We start from the raw sequence: 18,257 nt of genomic DNA on the forward strand, positions 1-18,257 counted from the left end.
TTTTTAGGAACCGCTGTTCGCGCTTTCGATCAGTCCCAGCTTCGTCAGATTGCGGTAGCTGATCGCCAGGCTGTCGAGCGGATCGCGCCGGCAAAGGTCCTGCTCCACGACGAGCCATTCGGTGCCGATCCGTTCGGCGGCTTCCGCGATGGCGGGGAAGTCGAGAATGCCTTCTCCGATCTCCGCGAAGAACTGCTCTTCCCCGGCTTCCATGTCCTTAATGTGCAGCAGCGGGCATCTTCCGGCCAGCTTGCCCATGAAGGCGACCGGATCTTCGCCTCCCTTGCGCACCCAGTACGTGTCCAGCTCCAGCTTGACGAGCTCCGGATCGGTCTCCCGGAGAATCAGGTCGAGCGCGTAATCGCCGTCATAGCGCTGGAACTCCCAGTCGTGATTGTGATACAGGAACGTCGCGCCGCGCGCCCGGCACCGTTCGCCGATCCGGCTCATGCGCTCCGCCTTGCGCAGCACGTCGTCCCGCGATTCGAACTTCATCGAGACGGTGACGTAGCGGCCGCCCGTCCGGTCCAGGTAGTCGAACAGCGGCTCGAAGTCCACGTCCAGATTGTCGAAGGAAGCGTGGGTGCCGATCACCTGCAGGCCAAGCCGGTCCAGCAGCGCCTTCTGCTCGTCCAGGGACATCGTTCCTTGCGGCGGAGGGCCCAGCTCGATTCCTTTGTATCCGATTGCGGCAATTTTCTCCAACGTGCCGACGTAATCGCGAGAGAGAGCTTCCCGCACGGTATAGGGTTGAACGGCGATAGGAAATCTTTTCAAGAACGTCACATCCTTCTTATCGAATGGGCCAGCTTATTCGTCCGAATCCAGACGGTTGTATTTCAGGCCGAGCGGAAGCGGGGCCGGGCGGTCGACGGTGGAGCCGAGCGCGACGTGGCGTCCTTCGGCCGACGCTTCGAAGATCCCGAGCGAGATGTCGAGCACATGGCGCGCCAGCCGTCCGCTTGCGCGATGGGGGCGCCCGGTGCGGATGGCGACCGCCATATCCACCAGGCCGATGCCCCGGCTGTCCTCGGCGAAGCCGTGCGAATACGGCAGCTCCTTCGTCTCCCCGTTCGGGAATTGAATGGCGATCCGGCCGCCGAAAAAGTTCGGGTCCGGCACGGTCAGATTGCCTTCGGTGCCGAAGATCTCCAGCCGCGGAAAGTAGCCGAAGCTTTCCTTCGCCGCCTGCAGGCCGGCCGTCGCGCCGCTGTGGAAGTCCAGCGCCGCCGATACGTTGGTCGGCGCTTCGATCGGCACCGTCATGCCGAAGCTGGGCGACTTCGGATTGAGAATCCGCACTTCTTGCCGCAGCTGCTGCGCCGTCCCGGTCACCCGGCGAACCGGGCCGAGCAGGAACACAAGCGCCGTCAAGTAGTAAGGAGCCATATCCATGACGGGATCGCCGCCGAGCTTCAGGAAATTGCGGAAGTTCGGGTGCATGCCGCCGGAGGCGTTGCCCATGATGATCGTACCGTTGGCCCCGTAAGGGGTGCCGATCCACCCTTCGTCGATCAGCTTGCGGCAGGTTTGCAGGCCCGCGCCGAGGAACGTGTCGGGCGCGCAGCCGACGAGCAGCCCTGCGGCGTCGGCCGCGCTCAACACCTCGTCCGCGTCTTCCCGCGTCAGGGCGAAAGGCTTCTCGGTATACACGTGCTTGCCGGCGCGAAGCGCCTGCAGATTGACCGCGGCGTGCGCCGACGGCGCGGTCAGGTTGAGCACCAGCTCGATCTCCGGATCGGCGAGCAGCTCGTCGACGCTCCAGGCATTCGGGATTCCGTACTGCTCGGCCCGTTGAGCCGCCAGAGCGGGCACCAGGTCCGCAACCGCTTTCACTTCCAGGATGTCGTCGAACGTCTGCGTCGCATTTTTCAGATAGATACTGCTGATCATTCCGGCGCCGATGACGCCGACTTTCACTTTGCGCAAGTTCGTTCCACCTCCGCCTATTGGCATGACTCGCTCTCATTATGGCGCAGCTTCGCTTATCTCTCAATAGAGAAAGCAGAAGAAGAGCTGGACAAATCTGATATTTGGGAGACGGCGAAAACTTCCGGGCGGTTGTCGGACCGGCGGCATTCCGGTATGATGGGAAGGACGCAAGCAAGTTCGGGATGAAGAACGCGGGAGGAACGGATGGACAGAAAAGAAGGACTGAACAAGCAGGAACAGAAGCAGATCGCGGAGGCCTGGGAGCGATTCAAAGAGGACGAGATGCGGCGGGAAGAGCGGAAAACGGACAGCCGCTGGGTGCCGATCGAAGCGCCCCTTTCGCTTGCGGCCGCGCTGGCGCGCCTGACGAAGACGGAACTGTCGGACATTCGAACGAATGGCGGGCTGCGGGGCGCCAGCTCGCTCAAGAAGCAGGAATTGGCGGACAAGCTGGCGGAGACGCTGCCGGAGCGGCTCGGCCCGTTGCTGGAGACATTTGACGAAGAGCGCTTCGAATTGCTCAAACGGGCCGCTTCCAGGCCGGACGGCTCCGTCGAAGCGCCGGAGGACGAGTATAAGGCGGTCTTTCTTGCCGCGCGGGGACTCCTGTTCCCGGGTACGCTTCAAGGGAAGCGGGTGCTCGTCATGCCGCGGGAGATGGCGCAGGCGTTTCGCGGTCTTGACGCTTCCGCCGCCCGGAAGGCACAGGAGAATGGAAGGCTTGTGAAGCTGGCGCGAGGCATGCTGTGCTATTACGGCGTTCTGAACCCGGTCCGGCTCGCGCAGCTGCTTGAGCCTCATGCGAAAGCGCAAATTCAACCGACCGAGCTCAAGATGCTGTTGGACGAGGCGCTGGATTACGCGGGCGGCGGCCTGCAGTCCGGCGAGTTCGGATTCGCCGACGAGGCCGTTGTCGATCCGGAGCGGGTGGTGGAGGAGCACCAATTGCGCGGAGATCTCCCGTACCGGCCTTTCTCGACGGAGGAACTGCTCCGGGCGGGAGCGGACGACTTCGTCGACCGCACGCCGGCTTATCGCGAGCTCGTAAATTTCTTGACCGATACGTACGACATTTCCAAAGAAGAAGCGGATGAGTACGTCTGCGAAAGCGGGTTCGAGCTTCTGAACGGGGCGAAACCGTCCGCCATCGTCGAGTATTATCACGAAAGGTTCGAAATGGCCGACGAAAGTACGGTCGGCGCCTTCGTCGACCGGATCATGAAGCTGATGAACGGCACCCGGCTGTGGGCGCTCAAGGGGCATATGCCGAGCGAGCTTTCCGCCGTTTCAGGCAGCAGGGAGGAGCCGTCCGGCCGGAACGCATCGGGCAGCGTCATCGACTTCGCCACCGGACGCAAGGTGGGCCGGAACGATCCTTGTCCCTGCGGCAGCGGCAAGAAGTTCAAGAAATGCTGCGGCGGCTGAGCAGCCGCAATCGCACGAAAACGCCTCTCCGGGGCGGGAGTTTTCTCCCTTCGCCCGGAGAGGCGTTCCTTTTGAGGCGCTTACGATGCGAAACATCGCAACGAGCGTTCGCAGACGCCGATGAGTCGGAGGATACGATGCGAAACATCGTATCCACAGGCCTTGGTGGCCGTTCACAGCTTGAAACGGCCTGCCAGCTGTCTCGACTGCTCCGACATGTCGCTCAGCAAGCGGGCGGATCGGGCGATCTCGTCCAAGGAGATCAGCTGCTGCTCGGCGGCGGCGGATACCGTCTGGGAGGAGGTGGCCGTGCCTGCCGACAGCCTCTCCATCTCGGTGAGGGAAGCTGCGATTTGCTCGGAGCTGGCGGCCATCTGTTCCGAGGCCGCCGTCGCTTCCTCGACCTGGAGAACGACATCCTTCGTCGCTTCGAGTATGCGGGAGAATGCGACGCCCGTCTCCTTGATCGAGGCGGAGCCGAGCGATACTTGCTCTTCTCCCGCTCGCATCGACTCGAGAGCGGAATCGATGTCTCTCCGGATCTCATCGATCAGCTCGCCGACTTGCGCGGCTGACTCGTCCGAACGGACGGCCAGCTTCTTGATTTCGCCGGCGACGACGCCGAAGCCCTTGCCATGCTCGCCCGCCCTGGCCGCCTCGATGGAGGCGTTCAGCGAGAGCAGGTTCGTCTGCGAGGAGATCTCCCGGATCGCCGCGGCCATCTCGTCGATTCGCTGCGAACGGTCGCCGAGCCGGCGGACGACGTCGCCAAGGTCGGCGACCGTCCGGCTGACGTCTTCCATCTGCCCGATCGTACGGCTGATCAGCCGGTCGCCGTTCTCGGCTTCCTTCAGGGTAGCGGCCGATGCGTCGAACGCGGACGACGACGTGGCCGCGATCCGTTGAACGCCCGCCGCCATCTCCTCCGTCGCTTTGGCGGTCTCCGCGAAGCTGCCGGCCTGGGTCTCGTTGTTCCCGGCCACTTCCGAGATCGCCTGCGACGTTTGATGCACCGCCTCGGTCGTCTCCGCGATCGACTTCGACAGCGCGGCCGCCGATGCGGCGAGCGCGTTCGCGCTGAGCGTCTGGTTGCCTGCGAGCTCGCGCAGGTTTTCCAGCAGCCGGTTGTAGGCCGCGGCCATCCTGCCGATCTCGTCCTTGCCTCCGACGGCCAGCGCCTCCCCGGTCAAATCCCCCTGCGCGATCCGTTCGACCCGATCCGCCACCCGCACGATCGGCTTGGACAGGCGGAACGAGACCGCGGTCAGCACCGCGCCTCCGACCACCGCGCAGATGCCGAGCGTCCACCAGATCGCGGACACGATATGGCGCTGGCCCGCATTGTAGTCCTGCGCGTAGGAGCCGGCGGCGATAATCCACCCCCAGGCCGGGGCTTTCTCGCTATACGTAATTTTCTGCGCCAGCTTCTCCGAATGGGGAAGGGGATACGAATAAAGGGTGAAGCCGCCGCCGTTCTGGGCCGCTTTGACCATGTTCTGGATGTAGTAAAAGCCGTCGTCGGTTTTGTTCTCCCACAGGCTCGTCCCTTCCTTCGACGGATGGGCGAGCATAACGCCTTTGTCGTCCATCGCGAAGAAATAGCCGTTGGCGCCCAGGTCGATGTCGGTATTGATCGGCCTCGTTCCGTCGCTCATCTTCTCGCCGAGAATGGCGGCGCGGAACGACTCCTCGGCGGCCTCTTGGGTAATGTTGCCGGCCTGCACTTCCTTGTCGAGCGAACGCTGAATCTCTTCGGCGAGCCTGACGGCATTGCGAAGGGAAGTGCGGACTTGTTGATCCGTCTCGCTGCTGGATACTTGAAGCGCGACGATTCCCAGCGAGACGATAGGAACGATCAGGAGGACGGCCATGACGAACAGAAGCTTGGTACGGATGGTGAAGCGCATGTTTCTCATCGACACTCACGCCTTTCGCCGGATAACAGGTTTTAGACTAGAATAATCAAAAAATTGGCGGAAATCCCCCAAAAGAACTACCTAAATTTGTACATTTGGTGAAAAAGACTCATAGAGGCGGAACGGATGAGAGAATGCGTGCGATTGCGGAATCCTTGAGGCTCGAGTATATTCCGGATAAAGAAGAGAACCGGCGGCCGACCGCCGGTTCAGGAGGGGAAGAGCAGCATGGGGGTCACGGTCAGGCAAGTGATCGACTCGCTCATCGGGGAGGTCGAGCTGCCGGAGCGAACCGTCGATACGTTGAAGATCGGCGATCCTAACGCCGAAGTCGCCGGCATCGCCGTCGCATTCATGCCCACGCAGGAAGCTGTGGAGCGGGCGATTGAAAGCGGGGCGAACTTGCTCATCGCGCACGAGGGCGTCTTCTTCTCTCATCATGACGGCGCGCAGCCGGAAGGGGATCCGGTCCTCAAGCGGAAAAAGCGGACGATCGAAGCGGCGGGACTGGCCCTATTCCGGCTGCACGACACGGTCCGCCGATATCGCCCCGACCTCGTCACGGAAGGGCTGATCCGGCAATTGGGTTGGGAGGATTACGTTTATGGGCGCCGGCCCGAAGCCGCGCTGGCGGCGCTTCCGCCGATGACGTTGGAGCGGATGGCCGCCTCCATTAAAGAAAAACTGGGAATCCCCTATGTCCGCGTCATCGGCGACCCCGCGCAAATCTGCGCGAAGGTGGGATTGACGGTCGGATACAGGGGATCGGCCGGCATTGCAATTCCGCTGCTGTCGCGGGACGACGCGGATGTCGTACTGATCGGGGAGGGTCCGGAGTGGGAGACGCCCGAGTACGTTCGGGACGCGATCGCCCAAGGCCGACGCAAAGCTCTCCTCGTGCTCGGACATGCCGAGAGCGAGGAGCCCGGCATGCGGCTCGTGGCTTCCCGCCTCAGGGAGAGCTTTCCTGCGCTTCCCGTTCGCAACCTGGAGGCGGGGCCGCTCTTTCGGGCGGTATGAGGATCGGATGCCCTACAGTCGAATCCGGCTTCCGTCCAGAAGCGGTTCGCTGCTCCAGGAGACGACTTCATCCTGCTCGAACAGGCCGTCTCCGATCTCCGTTTGATACTCGTTGGAGTCGACGACCGTCACCGAAGTTCGGGCCGCGTAGAACGCATTGCCCAGCGGTCCACTGCGGGTTTGGACGGTCCAGACGTAAGCCCCCGCATCGTCGCGGTGAACGGCTTCGTTCGGAAGCAGCATTGCATCTTGCCCGGAGGAGAGGCTCCACTGCAGTTGAATCCTCTCCCCGCCTTTCAGCTTCGGGTCCTGAAGCGTCACGGTCACCCGGTTGGCCGCCGCGGTCGAACCTCCGGCTCCCGAGTCGTCTCCGGCAGAGGGACCGCCCTCTGCCGGAGCATCGTCTTCGATCGCCGCGACGGTCCCTTGGATCGTTCGGGGCTGCTTCCCCGACACCACGGCGTCCACCGGGTCGCCGACGTTCAGCAGCGAGGCGACGTCTTCCGGCACCGTCAGCGCGATCCGGAATCCTTGCTGCGCGCCCGCCAGCCGGATATCCGGTCCGCCGCCGGCGGCGACGGCCAGATCTTCCACCGCATGAACCTCCAGCACGGTGCCGTCGAACGGAGCGGCGATCTCCCCATTGGCGGAGAGCTGCTTCTGCAGCGCTTGAAGATGTTCCTTCTGCGTCTGGATATCGATCTTGGCGCTTTCCAGCGCCGTCCGTGCGTCCTGGAGAGCGGCGGAGTCGTCGCCATGCGCGGCTTCGATATAAGCGGCTTGAAGCTGCGGAAGCGCCAGATTCAGCTTTTGAAGCGCCGCTTCCTCGTCCTTGACCTGCTGCTCGGCTTCGGAGCCGTCGTATTCCACAAGAATTTGCCCTTTATGGACCTTGTCGCCGGTCTTGACGTTCACCTTGGCGACTTTCCAGCCCGCAGGATTCGTCAGATCGACGGTTGCCGCCGGTTCGGCGATGGCGGAGCCTTGGAAAGAGTGTTCGAGCGAGCCGGATTGCGGGACCGTGGTCGTCGCCTTGGGCAGCGTCAGCGAGAACAAGGTGTTGCTGTATAACGTAAAGGCGGCCAGAAAGGCGACAAACAGACCCGCGATCCAGCGCAGCTTCCGTTTGCTTCCGGCGGGCCGGGATTCCTCGAATTCGGTTCGCGCGTGCAAGCGAATTCCTCCTGCCTTCGAAGGCACCGGCGGCTCAGGCTTTGAGGCCCGAGAGCTGAACGCCTTCGACAAAGTAAGATTCCGCGTACGAATACAGCAGAATCATGGGAGCCATGTACAGCGTCGAAGCGGCGAAGCCTACGCCCCGCGCTTCCTGGTTGATCTGGGCCAGGTAGAGCGACAGCGGCTGCTTGAACGAGTCCTGCAGGAAGACGAGCGGCTGCTCGATCATGTTCCAATTGTCGACGAACAGCAGCACCGTCAGCGCCGCCAGACCGGGCTTCGCCAGCGGCAGCGCGATGCGGAGGAAGATCGTCGGCTGGCCCGCCCCGTCGATCTTCGCCGCTTCCGCGTATGCCCGGGGAACGTGCGACATGAACTGGCGAAGCATGAAGACGCCGAACGCCCCGAATATGCCGGGCAGCACGATGGCCGCTTCCTTGTTCATCAGCCCCAGGGCGTCCACCACCATGTAGTTGGGAACGAGCGTCACTTGGAACGGCATCAGCATCGTCATCAGATAGAGAAGGAACAGCTTGTCCCGCCCCGGGAAGCGGAGCATCGCGAAGGCGTATGCCGCTAGCGAAGCGACCGCCGCCTGTCCGGCGACGATCGGAGCGACCATGGCCGCCGAGTTCCAGAACATCCGCAGGAACTTCGGGCTCTGCACCAGTACTTGCCTATACTGACCGAAGCTCAGCCAGTCGGGAATGATCTTCAACTGCACGAAAGCGTCCTTGCCGCCCGACGCGGCATCGGTCATCTGGCCGATCAGGCCGTAATCGAACCCGATCTCCCGATCGGTCATCAGCGAATTCGTGAACGTCAGCACGACCGGCACCGCCATGACGGCGGCCGTCGCGGCGAGGATCAGCGCGAGCGCCAGTCTCGGCAGCCATCGCATTCGGTTCATGCGCGCACCTCCAGCCTCACTCCATCGATTCGCGGAACCGGCGTTCGAACGCAAGCAGCCCCGCCGCCAGAACGACGATGCAGCCGACCATCAGCGTCGCGGCGGACGTCAGCTTCTGAATGTCGAGCGAGAAAAACAGATTGTTCATGTAATGCTGCATCATGTAAATCCGGTCGTAAGGATAATCTCCCGCCAGCAGGTACGTCTCCCGAAACACCTTGAACGAATTGACGATCGAGATCAAGACGACGAAAAACATCGCCGGCGTCAAGTAGACCAGCGTCACGTGGCGAAGCTGACGCAGCGCACCGGCTCCTTCGATGCGGGCCGTCTCGTAATAGTCCTTCGGAATCGACTGCAGGGCGGCGAGAAACAGGATCATGTCGTAGCCGATATTTTTCCAGATATATAGCAGAACGAGCACGCCCATTGACCAGTCCGATTGCATCCAGTCGATTCTCTCCGCACCGGCCCGGTGAAGCCACTCGTTCAAAGTGCCGTTCCAGTCGAAAAAGATCTGCCAGACCGTGACGACGGAAGCGACGGGAACGACCAGCGGCAGGGTAAAGGCGGACTGCAGCCACTTGCGCAGCGGCAGGCTCCGGTTCAGCAGCAGCGCGAGCAGGAGCGACAGGACGATGAGAAGCGGCACGCTGATTCCGGTGAAAAGCAGCGTGTTCGCGGCCGCTTTGCGGAACGAGCCGCTGGCCAGCAGCGCCTTGTAATTGGCCAGGCCGACGAACGAGCCGCCGAGCGTCCGGTCCGTGAACGATTCGAGAACGCCCAGCGCGAACGGGATCAAATAAAAAACCGAGAAGCCGATCGCGCTCGGCGCGAGAAACAGCAGCGCCGCCGTTCCTTCGCCGAACGGCCGGATCCGCAGCCTACTCATTGAGGTAGGTCGTCACTTTGTTCTGGATGAGCTTCGCGACGGCCTCCGCCGATTTTTGCCCGCTGAAGAACGCCTTGGACTCGTCCAGGACGATCTGCTGAACCTGGGAAGGCTTGTAGCCTACCGGGTGGGTCGCGGCGGTCAAGTAGCTCTCGAGCTCGTCCAGCTTCGCGTCGTCGACCGGGACGGACGCTCCCTTCAACGGTCCTTCCTTGGCGCTCGGCGCCGATCCGTCGGCTTTGAGCTGCTGAACCTCCTTGGCGTACGCGTTCTTGTTGAGCGGAAAACCGGCCCTGTCGGGAGAAGTCGCGATCTGATCCGAGATCAGGAATTTGAGAAAATCCCAAGCCTGCGGCTTCACCTTCGAGTTGGCGCCGATGCCGACGGTGAAGTACGGCTGGAAGTAGCCTCCGGGGCCGGCGTCGTTGCCGTGGGGCAGCGTATACAGCTTCATATTGTCGGACAGGTATCCCTTGAGCGAAGTGAAGTAGTCCCCGGGAGAGTTGATCTGAATCGGATAAAAATAGGGCTGTCCCTGTCCGACGATGCCGTCATCTCCCATCTTTTTGACCTGCTCCATCAGGTCGATGAAGCTCTTGGAGTCGAAGTTGGCTTTGCGCCCCGCCTCGTCGACGTAGAAGGAGTAGTCGTCCGATACCAGCCAATTCAGCATATATTCCGGGGTGGTGCTGATGACATGCGGGTAAGTGCCGCCCACGAGCTTTTGGGCGTCTTCGGCGAAGTCGCTCCACGACCACGTCTTGTCGTCGAACTTCACGCCTTGCTTCGCGATCGCGTCCTCGTCGCCGGCGAGCCCTTTGAGGAAGAAGGAGAGCGGCATGCCGTACAGACCGTCGCCGGAGCGGGAGTTGTCGAGAATGTTGGCGAAGTAGTCCTCTTTATGAAAAGACGGATCCTGCTTGATCATCTCGTCCAGATTGACGAGCAGTCCGTGCTGGACGTAGCTGTCCATCGGCAGTTCCTTCATCTCCAGCAGATCGGGACCCTTGCCCGCCAGCATGGCCGCGTTCGTCGTCGTCCGGAATTTCTCCAGATCGGCTTCCGCGTGCGAGTCGTCGGTCGTCACGCTTTCGAGCTTGATCGTGACGTTCGGGTGCGCCGCCTCGTATTTCTTCTTCGCTTCTTCGAAGCGGTCTTCCGGCCAAAACGTGGAGAAGACGATCGTTACTTTGGCATTGGGATCGAATGCGACGGCATCGCCCGCTCCGCCGGCGGATGGGCCGCTTCCGGCATTCGTGCCGGCAGAGCCGGAGGCCGCACCGCCCGCGCTCGCTCCTTGCGCCGACTGCGCGCCGTTTCCTTGCGAGCCGCCGCTGCTGCAGGCGGCCAGCGATAGACTGAGCAGACCGATGCCGAATAGGGACGCTATGTTTTTGTTCATGAACACACCTCGATCGGATAGATTCGGTTCCCTTATCGCCGGGAACCTCTTCACTCTACCGCACGGATGTGGCCAAACTTTCGCCGACTTGTGAACAAAATGTCTCGGGCTCAAACGAAGAAGAGGGCGGCCGGGCCGCCCTCTTGGGGATACGGGATTAAGTTCCCGAGAATTCCAGGATATTGGAAGAGACGTCCTGCACCGCCTGCATCTGCCTGGACGGAGCGGCCGTCTCGGACGGCACGGGCATCGGCTGCGTATCGCGGCCGTACGGCTTCCAGCCGGACACGAGCAGGCTTTCGTGATCGGGGCTCCAGATCAGGCCGGACGGAATGACGCCTTGGTAGACCGTTTTCTCGTTCAGCACGTTGTTGCCTTGAAGCTGCCCCGCGAAGACCGCGTCCTCGTTCCGGATGTAGGCAATCGTTTTTTTGTCGGGGGAGAGCTTGAACCGGCTGATTCCCCCCAGCAGCAAGGAGAGCGATCCGTTGCGCTTGTCGTAGACGCACAACGAATCGTCGCCGTCCGTGAACAGGAACTGGTTCGGATTCAGCCAATCGAACGAATCCGCGCCGCTCATGGAGTGCTCGTAACGGATGGCGTAAGCGTCGCCTTCGCGGGCCAGGAGCAGGACCTTCTCTCCGGTTTCGCTCCAGGAGGAAGTCAAGGCGCTTGCGCCGTCATCCGCCAGCTTGATCGGGGCCAGCTTGTTCAATTTCTGCCAATCGGGCAGGCCGTACCGGTTCAAGCCGCCCTGCACGGTGTCATAAACGCCGAGATAAGCGGCGGAGTCTTGATCGTCCTGGGCCAAATAGGAGACATAGCGGCCGTTGTCCGACCAGGTGGCTTGTCTGGAGAGAAGCTGCGAACCATGCAAGGAGTCGATCGGAGTCCTCCCGCCGTCGGAGAGACGGACGAGCGAGAGCGAGACGCTGCCGTTCGCCGAAGCGAGCGTGACGACGGCGCTTCCGTCCGGCGACAGCGCCAAAGCGGACTCGCCGGAACCGAGATCGAGGGCCTTCCGGCCCGTATCGTACGGAGTGCCGAGTTCGGTCAACGTCTCCGCCCGTTCGGAATTCCCGGACGCGCCGAGAAGCGTCCGATCGTCGGTCCAGCCCAGCCACCGGTCCGGCTCCGTTCCCTGCAGCCGATAGATGGTTTTCACTTCGAAAGGCTCCCGGCCGGTCGAAGAGGATAGGTCGCCTGCGGAATCGGGAATGACGACCGTCTCGCTCTTCACTCCCCGCGAGCAGCCGGACATTAAACCCGGCAGCAGGCTCGCCAGCGTCAGAAGGGCCATCGTCCGTCGCAGTCTCATCTCGAGGTCTCCTTTCCTTCGTCCGCGGCCGGCAGCCATACGCGCACGGTCGTCCGTTCGTTGTCGCTGAAGATGTCGATCGTTCCTTCGAGCTCGCGGACGATCTCCCGGCAGATGCCGAGGCCGAGGCCGACGCTGCCCGCCTCCGCTGGCTCTTCATGCTCCCGATAGTACGGTTCGAATATCCGCGCCAAAACTTCCGGCGGAACGGTCTCTCCCCGGTTGGCGAACGCAAACAGCGCGCCGCCATTCTCGCTTAAGGCGCTTACGGCGATCTCCGATTGCGGCTCGCCGTATTTGATCGCGTTGTCCAGCAGATTGATGAACAGCTGCCGCAGCCGGTCCGGCCGGCCGCGAACCGGGAGCCGTCCTTCGGCATCGCAGCGGACCGTCTTGTGGTAGCGCGCCGCCTTTAGGTTCATCGCCTCGCATACTTCGGCCAGCAGTCCCGCAGCTTCCACGACTTCGGGCGTCCCGATCGCCGCTTCCGCCTTCGACGTCTCCAGCAGGTCGGATACGAGGGCGTGAAGCCGCTGGCTTTCTTCCACGATGTGCTTCATTCCCTTTTCAAAAAAAGCGCGGTCCTTCTCTCCGTTCTCCCGGATCAGCTCCGCATAGCCGAGAATGGAGGTCAGCGGCGTCTTCAGCTCGTGGGTCATGTTATCGAAAAACCGCTTGCGCTGAACGTTCAGCTCGCCGAGCCGGTCGCGGTCCTGCTCGATCCGCGAGATCTGGCGCTTGATCTGGCCGATCATGGCGTTGAAGTGATCGCCGAGCCGGCCGATCTCGTCTTTGCGCCCCGGCGGAATCCGGACTTCCAGATTGCCTTCGGTCACCTCCGCCGATGCTTTGGTCAGCCGGACGACCGGAATCGTGATGTGGCGGGAGAGCAAGTACGTGAACAGGAACGCGGCGGCGAAGACCCCGAGCGCTACGTCGAACAGAAGGGACAGAAGCCGCTCGCTCTGCCCGTACACCAGGCTGAAGTCTTTGTCGAAGCGAAGAATGCCCACTTTGGCGCCGTCGATGACGACCGGGTACGAATAGCGGGCGTACGCTTGTCCGTTGCCGTACGTGATCGTGTAGGCGGTACGGCCGACCAGCGCCTGGTTCAGATCGTCCGAAGCGGCGCCTTCGAACGATTTTCGGTCGGAGGCGTACAGCAGTTGGCCGCTCAGCGAATAGGCGCCGACCTCGGCGCCGGTCGCGTGGCGAAGGTCCTGGGCCATCTCCTCCGCCATCTGGCCGAAGTAAATTTCGTCGTTGGCGTAATGGTTGATCAGGAACGCTTGACGGACGTAGACGCTGCTGTTTTTTTTGAGCCCGACGAGGTCCTCGGTGACGATCTTCCGGTTGTTGGTCTCGACGACCCGCTGCGCGATCGCGTTGAGCAGCAGGAACGAAAGGCAGAAGATCAGGAAAAAGCCGACGAGAAACTTCCCTCTCAGCGTTCGGAACATCTCGTCAATCCGCCTGCTTCTCGAATTTGTAGCCGACGCCGAAGACGGTGGAGATCCGGTCGGAGGCGTCGAGCTTTTTGCGCAGCCGCTGAATGTGGGTGTCCACGGTCCGGGTATCGCCTGCGAAGTCGTAGCCCCAGACGAGGTCCAGCAGCTCCGTTCGGGTGAAGATCCGGCCTCTTCGGCCGTAAAGGGCGATCAGCAGATCGAACTCCTTCGGGGTCAGATCGACGAGGTCCCCGTCTTTTCGCACCGCCCGTTCCGCCAGAGAGATCTCGACGTTCCCGAAGCGAATCGTCTCTTCCTCTTCGGCGTCCGCGCCGTTCCGGTTCGCCAAGGCGACGCGGCGCAGGACGGTGCGGATCCGCGCCTTCACTTCCCGCAGGTCGAACGGCTTCGTGATATAGTCGTCGGCTCCGAACTCGAGTCCGAGGATCTTGTCGGTAATGTCGGATTTGGCCGTGATCATCAGGATCGGGATGCGGTATTCGGCGGTCGCATGCCTGCAGATGTCCAGTCCGCTGCGGTCCGGCAGCATCCAGTCGAGCAGCAGCAGATCGGGCTTCCGCCTCGCGAGTTCCCGCAGTCCGTCCTCACCGGTCAGGGCAACCGCCGTCTCGTAGCCTTCCTGACCCAATCCGTAGGCAAGCAGGTCGGCGATCGCCGCTTCATCTTCGATTATAAGAATTTTGGTTTTGTCCATTCGCGCCTCCGCCAGACAGGTGCATGAGCTTGTCAACATTATATCATTCCTTCGGGGGACGGGAGACGTGGACCGGCGCATTTGGCACGGCGAACGGATGGAAAAAGCAGGCGACCTGCGTTAAAGTAAAGGGGAGATGCGAGACAAGGGAGGAGAATGGGAGATGAAAGTGCTGTTTATCGGCGGGTCCGGCACGATCAGCCAGGCAGTATCCAGGCTGGCGGTCGAGCGCGGGATCGAGTTGTACCTGCTGAACCGGGGGAACCGTCCGGAACGGGTTCCGGAAGGAGCGCGCGTCCTGATCGGCGACATCCGGGATCCCCGGTCGGCGGCGGAAACGCTGCAGGGCCACCGGTTCGACGTCGTCGTCGATTGGGTCGCGTTCACGCCCGAGCACGTGCGTACGGACATCGGGCTGTTCCGGGACCGGACGGATCAGTATGTCTTCATCAGCTCGGCCTCGGCATACCAGAAGCCGTTGGCGCATTATCTCGTCACCGAGTCGACGCCGCTCGCGAATCCGTACTGGCAATATTCGCGGGACAAGATCGCCTGCGAGAACCTGCTGATGGAATCGTACCGGAACGAAGGATTCCCCGTCACGATTGTCCGTCCGTCTTACACGTACGGCGACACTTCGATTCCGGCTTCGTTCAACAGCGGCGCCCATCCGTGGTCGCTCGTCGAGCGGATGAGGCGGGGCGCGCCGATTCTCGTGCACGGCGACGGGACCTCGCTCTGGACGATGACGCACAACACGGACTTCGCCGCCGCGTTCGTCGGCTTGCTCGGCCACCCGAAGGCGATCGGGGAAGCGGTGCATATAACTTCGGACGAAGTGCTGGACTGGAACCAGATTTACCGGGCGATCGGAAGAGCCGCCGGAGCGGAGCCGAAGCTGGTTCACCTGTCGACGGAGTCGATCGTCCGCGCGGCGCCCGGCTACGAAGGCGGCCTGCTCGGCGATAAAGCGGTCAGCGCCGTGTTCGACAACAGCAAGATCAAGCGGCTCGTGCCCGGGTTCACCGCCGTGGTTCCGTTCCACGAAGGCATCCGCCGCACGGTCGAATGGTTCGAAGCGCATCCGGAGCGGCAGACGGTCGACGCCTCCTGGAACGAAGAGATGGACCGGATTATCGGAGCTTATTCGTAAGGAAGGCCAGGCGGTCCGCTTGAACGGGAAAATCTCCTTTTATCCGGCAGCCGCGGCCCCTTATCGTTCGAATGAAGCGGAAAAGCTCCGCTTATTGGCTATCTTGAAGCCTTGAATGGCGCGAACGGCCCGAATAAAGGGAGAAAATCCCGTTCGTGACGCCGCGGGACCGCATGTTGGCGGAATATAGGGAGATTTTCCAGAAGTGGGCTCTTCTAAACCGCTCCTTCCTATGCTATAGTTACCTACGGAAAACTAAAGAAGAAAATCCGGCTCGCCTCGACCGTTCCTGCGATGGACGGGGCCTATCGGGCGGCCGGGAGAGGTTCGCGAACTCCCTCTATAAAAAACTATGCCAAAACGACCGTCCCCGGTGGGCGGCGTTGTTTTGGCGTTCGGCGCGAAGCGGGCGGCATTCCCCTTCGCGCCGATTCTTTAGGGACGGTTCATGAAGCTCTCTCTTCGCCAAGAGAGGGAGATGCAAGATGCGGGAAGAGAAAGCGGTCGTCGTGTTCAGCGGCGGCCAAGACAGCACGACGTGCCTGTTCTGGGCGCGGGAGCGATACGCCGAGGTAGAAGCGGTCACCTTCGATTACGGCCAGCGGCACAAGAAGGAGCTGGAGGTCGCCGCCTCCATCGCGGAGGAGCTCGGCGTGCGGCACCACGTGCTCGATATGTCGCTCCTCAATCAACTCGCGCCGAACGCGCTGACGCGGGACGATATCGCCATCGAGCAAAAGGACGGGGCGCTTCCGACGACGTTCGTGGACGGGCGAAACATGCTGTTCCTGACGTTCGCGGCCGTGCTCGCCAAGCAGGCGGGCGCGAGAACGATCGTGGCGGGCGTCTGCGAGACGGACTTCAGCGGCTATCCGGACTGCCGGGACGTCTTCGTCAAGTCGCTTAACGTGACGCTGAACCTGGCCATGGACTATCCGTTCGTGCTGGAGACGCCGCTCATGTGGCTGAACAAAGCCGAGACGTGGGCGCTCGCCGACCGATTGGGCGCCTTCGACTTCGTTCGCGAGCGGACGCTTACGTGCTACAACGGCGTCGTGGCGGACGGCTGCGGCGAATGTCCGGCTTGCAAGCTGCGCAAGCGGGGACTGGACGATTATTTGGCTTCGAGGAATCAAGGAGGGCGGCGCTGATGCTTCAGCAGATCTATCCGCCGGCCGTTCACCCGTACCAATATGAGTTGAACAAGGATTTGCAATTTGCCGCCGCGCACTATGTTCCCGCCGAGGAGGCGGGCAAGTGTCGGCGGATGCACGGCCATACGTACTTCGCCAACGTGACGATCGCCGGAGACGAGTTGGATAGGACCGGTTTTCTCGTCAACTTCGCCACCGTCAAGCAGCTCGTCCACGATCGCTTCGACCACACCTTGCTGAACGACGACGCGGAGTCTTTTAACGAAGAGGACCCGAACCGGTTCCCGACGACGGAGGTCGTGGCCCGCACGATTTGCGAGATCGTTCAGGCCCATCTCGACCGGACCGAGAACAAACCCCGGTGCGTGCAGGTATTCCTGCGGGAGACGCCGACAAGCTACTGCATCTACAGGCCGAAACGGCCGACGGGAGCGTGAGCGGGCGATGAGCGACAAGCGGATCCCGGTGCTTGAGATTTTCGGGCCGACGGTGCAGGGCGAAGGCATGGTCATCGGACGCAAAACGATGTTCGTCCGCACGGCCGGCTGCGATTACCGCTGTTCGTGGTGCGACTCCGCGTTCACGTGGGACGGCAGCGCCAAGGACGACATCCGGCTGATGACGCCGGACGAGGTGCTGGCGGAGCTCAGGGGACTCGGCGGCGACGCGTTCGCGCACGTCACCTTGTCCGGAGGCAATCCGGCCCTGCTTCCGCAGCTGGGCGGGCTGATCGACCTTCTTCACGCGGAAGGACTGGGCGTTGCGCTCGAGACGCAGGGCAGCCGCTGGCAGGATTGGTTCCTGCGCATCGACGAGCTGACGCTGTCTCCGAAGCCGCCGAGCTCCGGCATGGACACCGATTGGGAGCGGCTGGACGATATCGTGCGCCGTCTGACGGAAGGACGGCGGAATTACAGCCTGAAGGTCGTCGTTTTCGACGATGCCGACCTCGATTATGCGGCGTCCGTTCACGCGCGGTATCCGGAAGCGACATTCTACGTGCAGGCAGGCAACGGGAACCTGCGGGAGACCGACCGCGACCGGATGCTGCCTTACCTGCTGGAGAGATACGAATGGCTGATCGGACGGACGATGGCGGATTCCCGGCTGAACCGGGTTCACGTGCTGCCGCAGCTGCATGCCTGGGTGTGGGGGAACAAGAAGGGCGTTTGATTTTCCAACGGTAATAAAATGATAAACGAGAGGGGCGATCCCATGGCGGGAAGAAGCAAGGACGAGCTGAACGGCGTGACGCTGCTGGGCAATCAGGGGACGAGCTACAAGTTCCAGTATTCGCCCGATATTCTGGAGACGTTCGAGAACAAGCACCAGGGCCGCGATTACATCGTCAAGTTCAACTGCCCGGAGTTTACGAGCCTGTGCCCGATGACGGGGCAGCCGGATTTCGCGACGATCTACATCTCCTACATTCCGGACGTCAAGATGGTGGAGAGCAAGTCGCTCAAGCTGTATCTATTCAGCTTCCGCAACCACGGGGATTTCCACGAGGACTGCATGAACATCATCATGAACGACCTGATCTCCCTGATGGAGCCGCGCTACATCGAGGTGTGGGGCAAGTTCACGCCGCGCGGCGGCATCTCCATCGACCCGTACTGCAACTGGGGCCGCCCCGGCACGAAGTACGAGCAGATGGCCGAGTACCGCCTGATGAATCACGATTTGTACCCGGAGAAGGTCGACAACCGGTAATGAATGCAGGCCCGAAAATGCCGAGACTTCATGAGCGGAATTTCGTGGACCGCCATCGATAATGCCGCACCGGAATTACTGCA

General features: G+C 61.9%; 17 protein-coding genes and 1 riboswitch. Of the genes, 7 read left to right on the forward strand and 10 right to left on the reverse strand.

The genetic code is table 11. From position 1 onward, the window contains the following. Positions 1-3: 3 nt before the first annotated feature. Both H7C18_RS25450 and H7C18_RS25455 read right to left on the reverse strand, forming a co-directional pair. Complete coding sequence (locus H7C18_RS25450; protein WP_185131911.1) at positions 4-777, reverse strand: sugar phosphate isomerase/epimerase family protein; 774 nt, start codon at positions 775-777, stop codon at positions 4-6. Positions 778-810: 33 nt separating this feature from the next. Continuing rightward, on the reverse strand, positions 811-1,920 hold the full coding sequence (locus H7C18_RS25455; protein ID WP_337913904.1) for a Gfo/Idh/MocA family protein: 1,110 nt from the start codon (positions 1,918-1,920) through the stop codon (positions 811-813). A gap of 216 nt (positions 1,921-2,136) precedes the next feature. Between H7C18_RS25455 and H7C18_RS25460 the strand changes: the two genes are divergently transcribed. After that, positions 2,137-3,357, forward strand: coding sequence for a YecA family protein (locus H7C18_RS25460; RefSeq protein WP_185131913.1), 1,221 nt, complete (start codon positions 2,137-2,139; stop codon positions 3,355-3,357). A 173-nt stretch (positions 3,358-3,530) separates the two neighbouring features. Here H7C18_RS25460 and H7C18_RS25465 read toward each other — a convergent pair whose 3' ends face one another. Beyond that, on the reverse strand, positions 3,531-5,273 hold the full coding sequence (locus tag H7C18_RS25465) for a methyl-accepting chemotaxis protein (protein WP_185131914.1): 1,743 nt from the start codon (positions 5,271-5,273) through the stop codon (positions 3,531-3,533). 228 nt (positions 5,274-5,501) lie between these two features. Between H7C18_RS25465 and H7C18_RS25470 the strand changes: the two genes are divergently transcribed. Then, entirely contained in the window at positions 5,502-6,293 is a 792-nt protein-coding gene (locus tag H7C18_RS25470) for a Nif3-like dinuclear metal center hexameric protein (protein WP_185131915.1), read from the forward strand. Positions 6,294-6,305: 12 nt separating this feature from the next. Here the strand turns inward: H7C18_RS25470 and H7C18_RS25475 are convergent, their stop codons facing one another. The 7 genes from H7C18_RS25475 to H7C18_RS25505 all read right to left on the reverse strand — a co-directional run bounded on the left by H7C18_RS25475 (position 6,306) and on the right by H7C18_RS25505 (position 14,154). After that, on the reverse strand, positions 6,306-7,466 hold the full coding sequence (locus H7C18_RS25475) for an efflux RND transporter periplasmic adaptor subunit (protein ID WP_185131916.1): 1,161 nt from the start codon (positions 7,464-7,466) through the stop codon (positions 6,306-6,308). Positions 7,467-7,500: 34 nt separating this feature from the next. Then, complete coding sequence (locus H7C18_RS25480) at positions 7,501-8,379, reverse strand: carbohydrate ABC transporter permease (RefSeq protein WP_185131917.1); 879 nt, start codon at positions 8,377-8,379, stop codon at positions 7,501-7,503. Between the two features lie 16 nt (positions 8,380-8,395). Then, positions 8,396-9,271 (reverse strand): carbohydrate ABC transporter permease, encoded by an 876-nt coding sequence (locus H7C18_RS25485; RefSeq protein ID WP_185131918.1) that lies wholly within the window; start codon positions 9,269-9,271, stop codon positions 8,396-8,398. Next, the gene (locus H7C18_RS25490) at positions 9,264-10,673 is read right to left on the reverse strand and encodes an ABC transporter substrate-binding protein (protein ID WP_185131919.1); all 1,410 of its coding nucleotides are present in this window, start codon (positions 10,671-10,673) and stop codon (positions 9,264-9,266) included. Before H7C18_RS25490 ends, H7C18_RS25485 begins: the two co-directional genes overlap by 8 nt. 157 nt (positions 10,674-10,830) lie before the next feature. Beyond that, positions 10,831-11,991: a TolB-like translocation protein gene (locus H7C18_RS25495; protein ID WP_185131920.1), complete on the reverse strand. Its 1,161-nt coding sequence runs from the start codon at positions 11,989-11,991 to the stop codon at positions 10,831-10,833. After that, complete coding sequence (locus H7C18_RS25500; protein ID WP_185131921.1) at positions 11,988-13,451, reverse strand: sensor histidine kinase; 1,464 nt, start codon at positions 13,449-13,451, stop codon at positions 11,988-11,990. The genes H7C18_RS25495 and H7C18_RS25500 overlap by 4 nt, the downstream gene beginning before the upstream one ends. Before the next feature lie 4 nt (positions 13,452-13,455). Then, entirely contained in the window at positions 13,456-14,154 is a 699-nt protein-coding gene (locus H7C18_RS25505) for a response regulator transcription factor (protein WP_185131922.1), read from the reverse strand. 163 nt (positions 14,155-14,317) lie between these two features. Here H7C18_RS25505 and H7C18_RS25510 point away from each other — a divergent pair, with 163 nt between their 5' ends. The 5 genes from H7C18_RS25510 (at position 14,318) to queF (ending at position 18,174) form a co-directional block, all read left to right on the forward strand. Continuing rightward, entirely contained in the window at positions 14,318-15,307 is a 990-nt protein-coding gene (locus H7C18_RS25510; RefSeq protein WP_185131923.1) for an SDR family oxidoreductase, read from the forward strand. Between the two features lie 316 nt (positions 15,308-15,623). Then, positions 15,624-15,667: riboswitch (PreQ1 riboswitch) on the forward strand. 125 nt (positions 15,668-15,792) lie between these two features. Further along, on the forward strand, positions 15,793-16,458 hold the full coding sequence (queC, locus tag H7C18_RS25515) for a 7-cyano-7-deazaguanine synthase QueC (RefSeq protein ID WP_185131924.1): 666 nt from the start codon (positions 15,793-15,795) through the stop codon (positions 16,456-16,458). Beyond that, a complete protein-coding gene (gene queD / locus H7C18_RS25520) occupies positions 16,458-16,898 on the forward strand; it encodes a 6-carboxytetrahydropterin synthase QueD (protein ID WP_185131925.1) in 441 nt (146 codons plus the stop codon). Before queC ends, queD begins: the two co-directional genes overlap by 1 nt. Positions 16,899-16,905: 7 nt before the next feature. Beyond that, positions 16,906-17,634, forward strand: coding sequence for a 7-carboxy-7-deazaguanine synthase QueE (gene queE / locus H7C18_RS25525; protein WP_185131926.1), 729 nt, complete (start codon positions 16,906-16,908; stop codon positions 17,632-17,634). 42 nt (positions 17,635-17,676) lie between these two features. Next, entirely contained in the window at positions 17,677-18,174 is a 498-nt protein-coding gene (gene queF / locus H7C18_RS25530; RefSeq protein WP_185131927.1) for a preQ(1) synthase, read from the forward strand. Positions 18,175-18,257: the final 83 nt, after the last annotated feature.

The sequence above is a fragment of the Cohnella zeiphila genome (genome assembly GCF_014212055.1).
Lineage (GTDB): Bacteria > Bacillota > Bacilli > Paenibacillales > Paenibacillaceae > Cohnella > Cohnella zeiphila.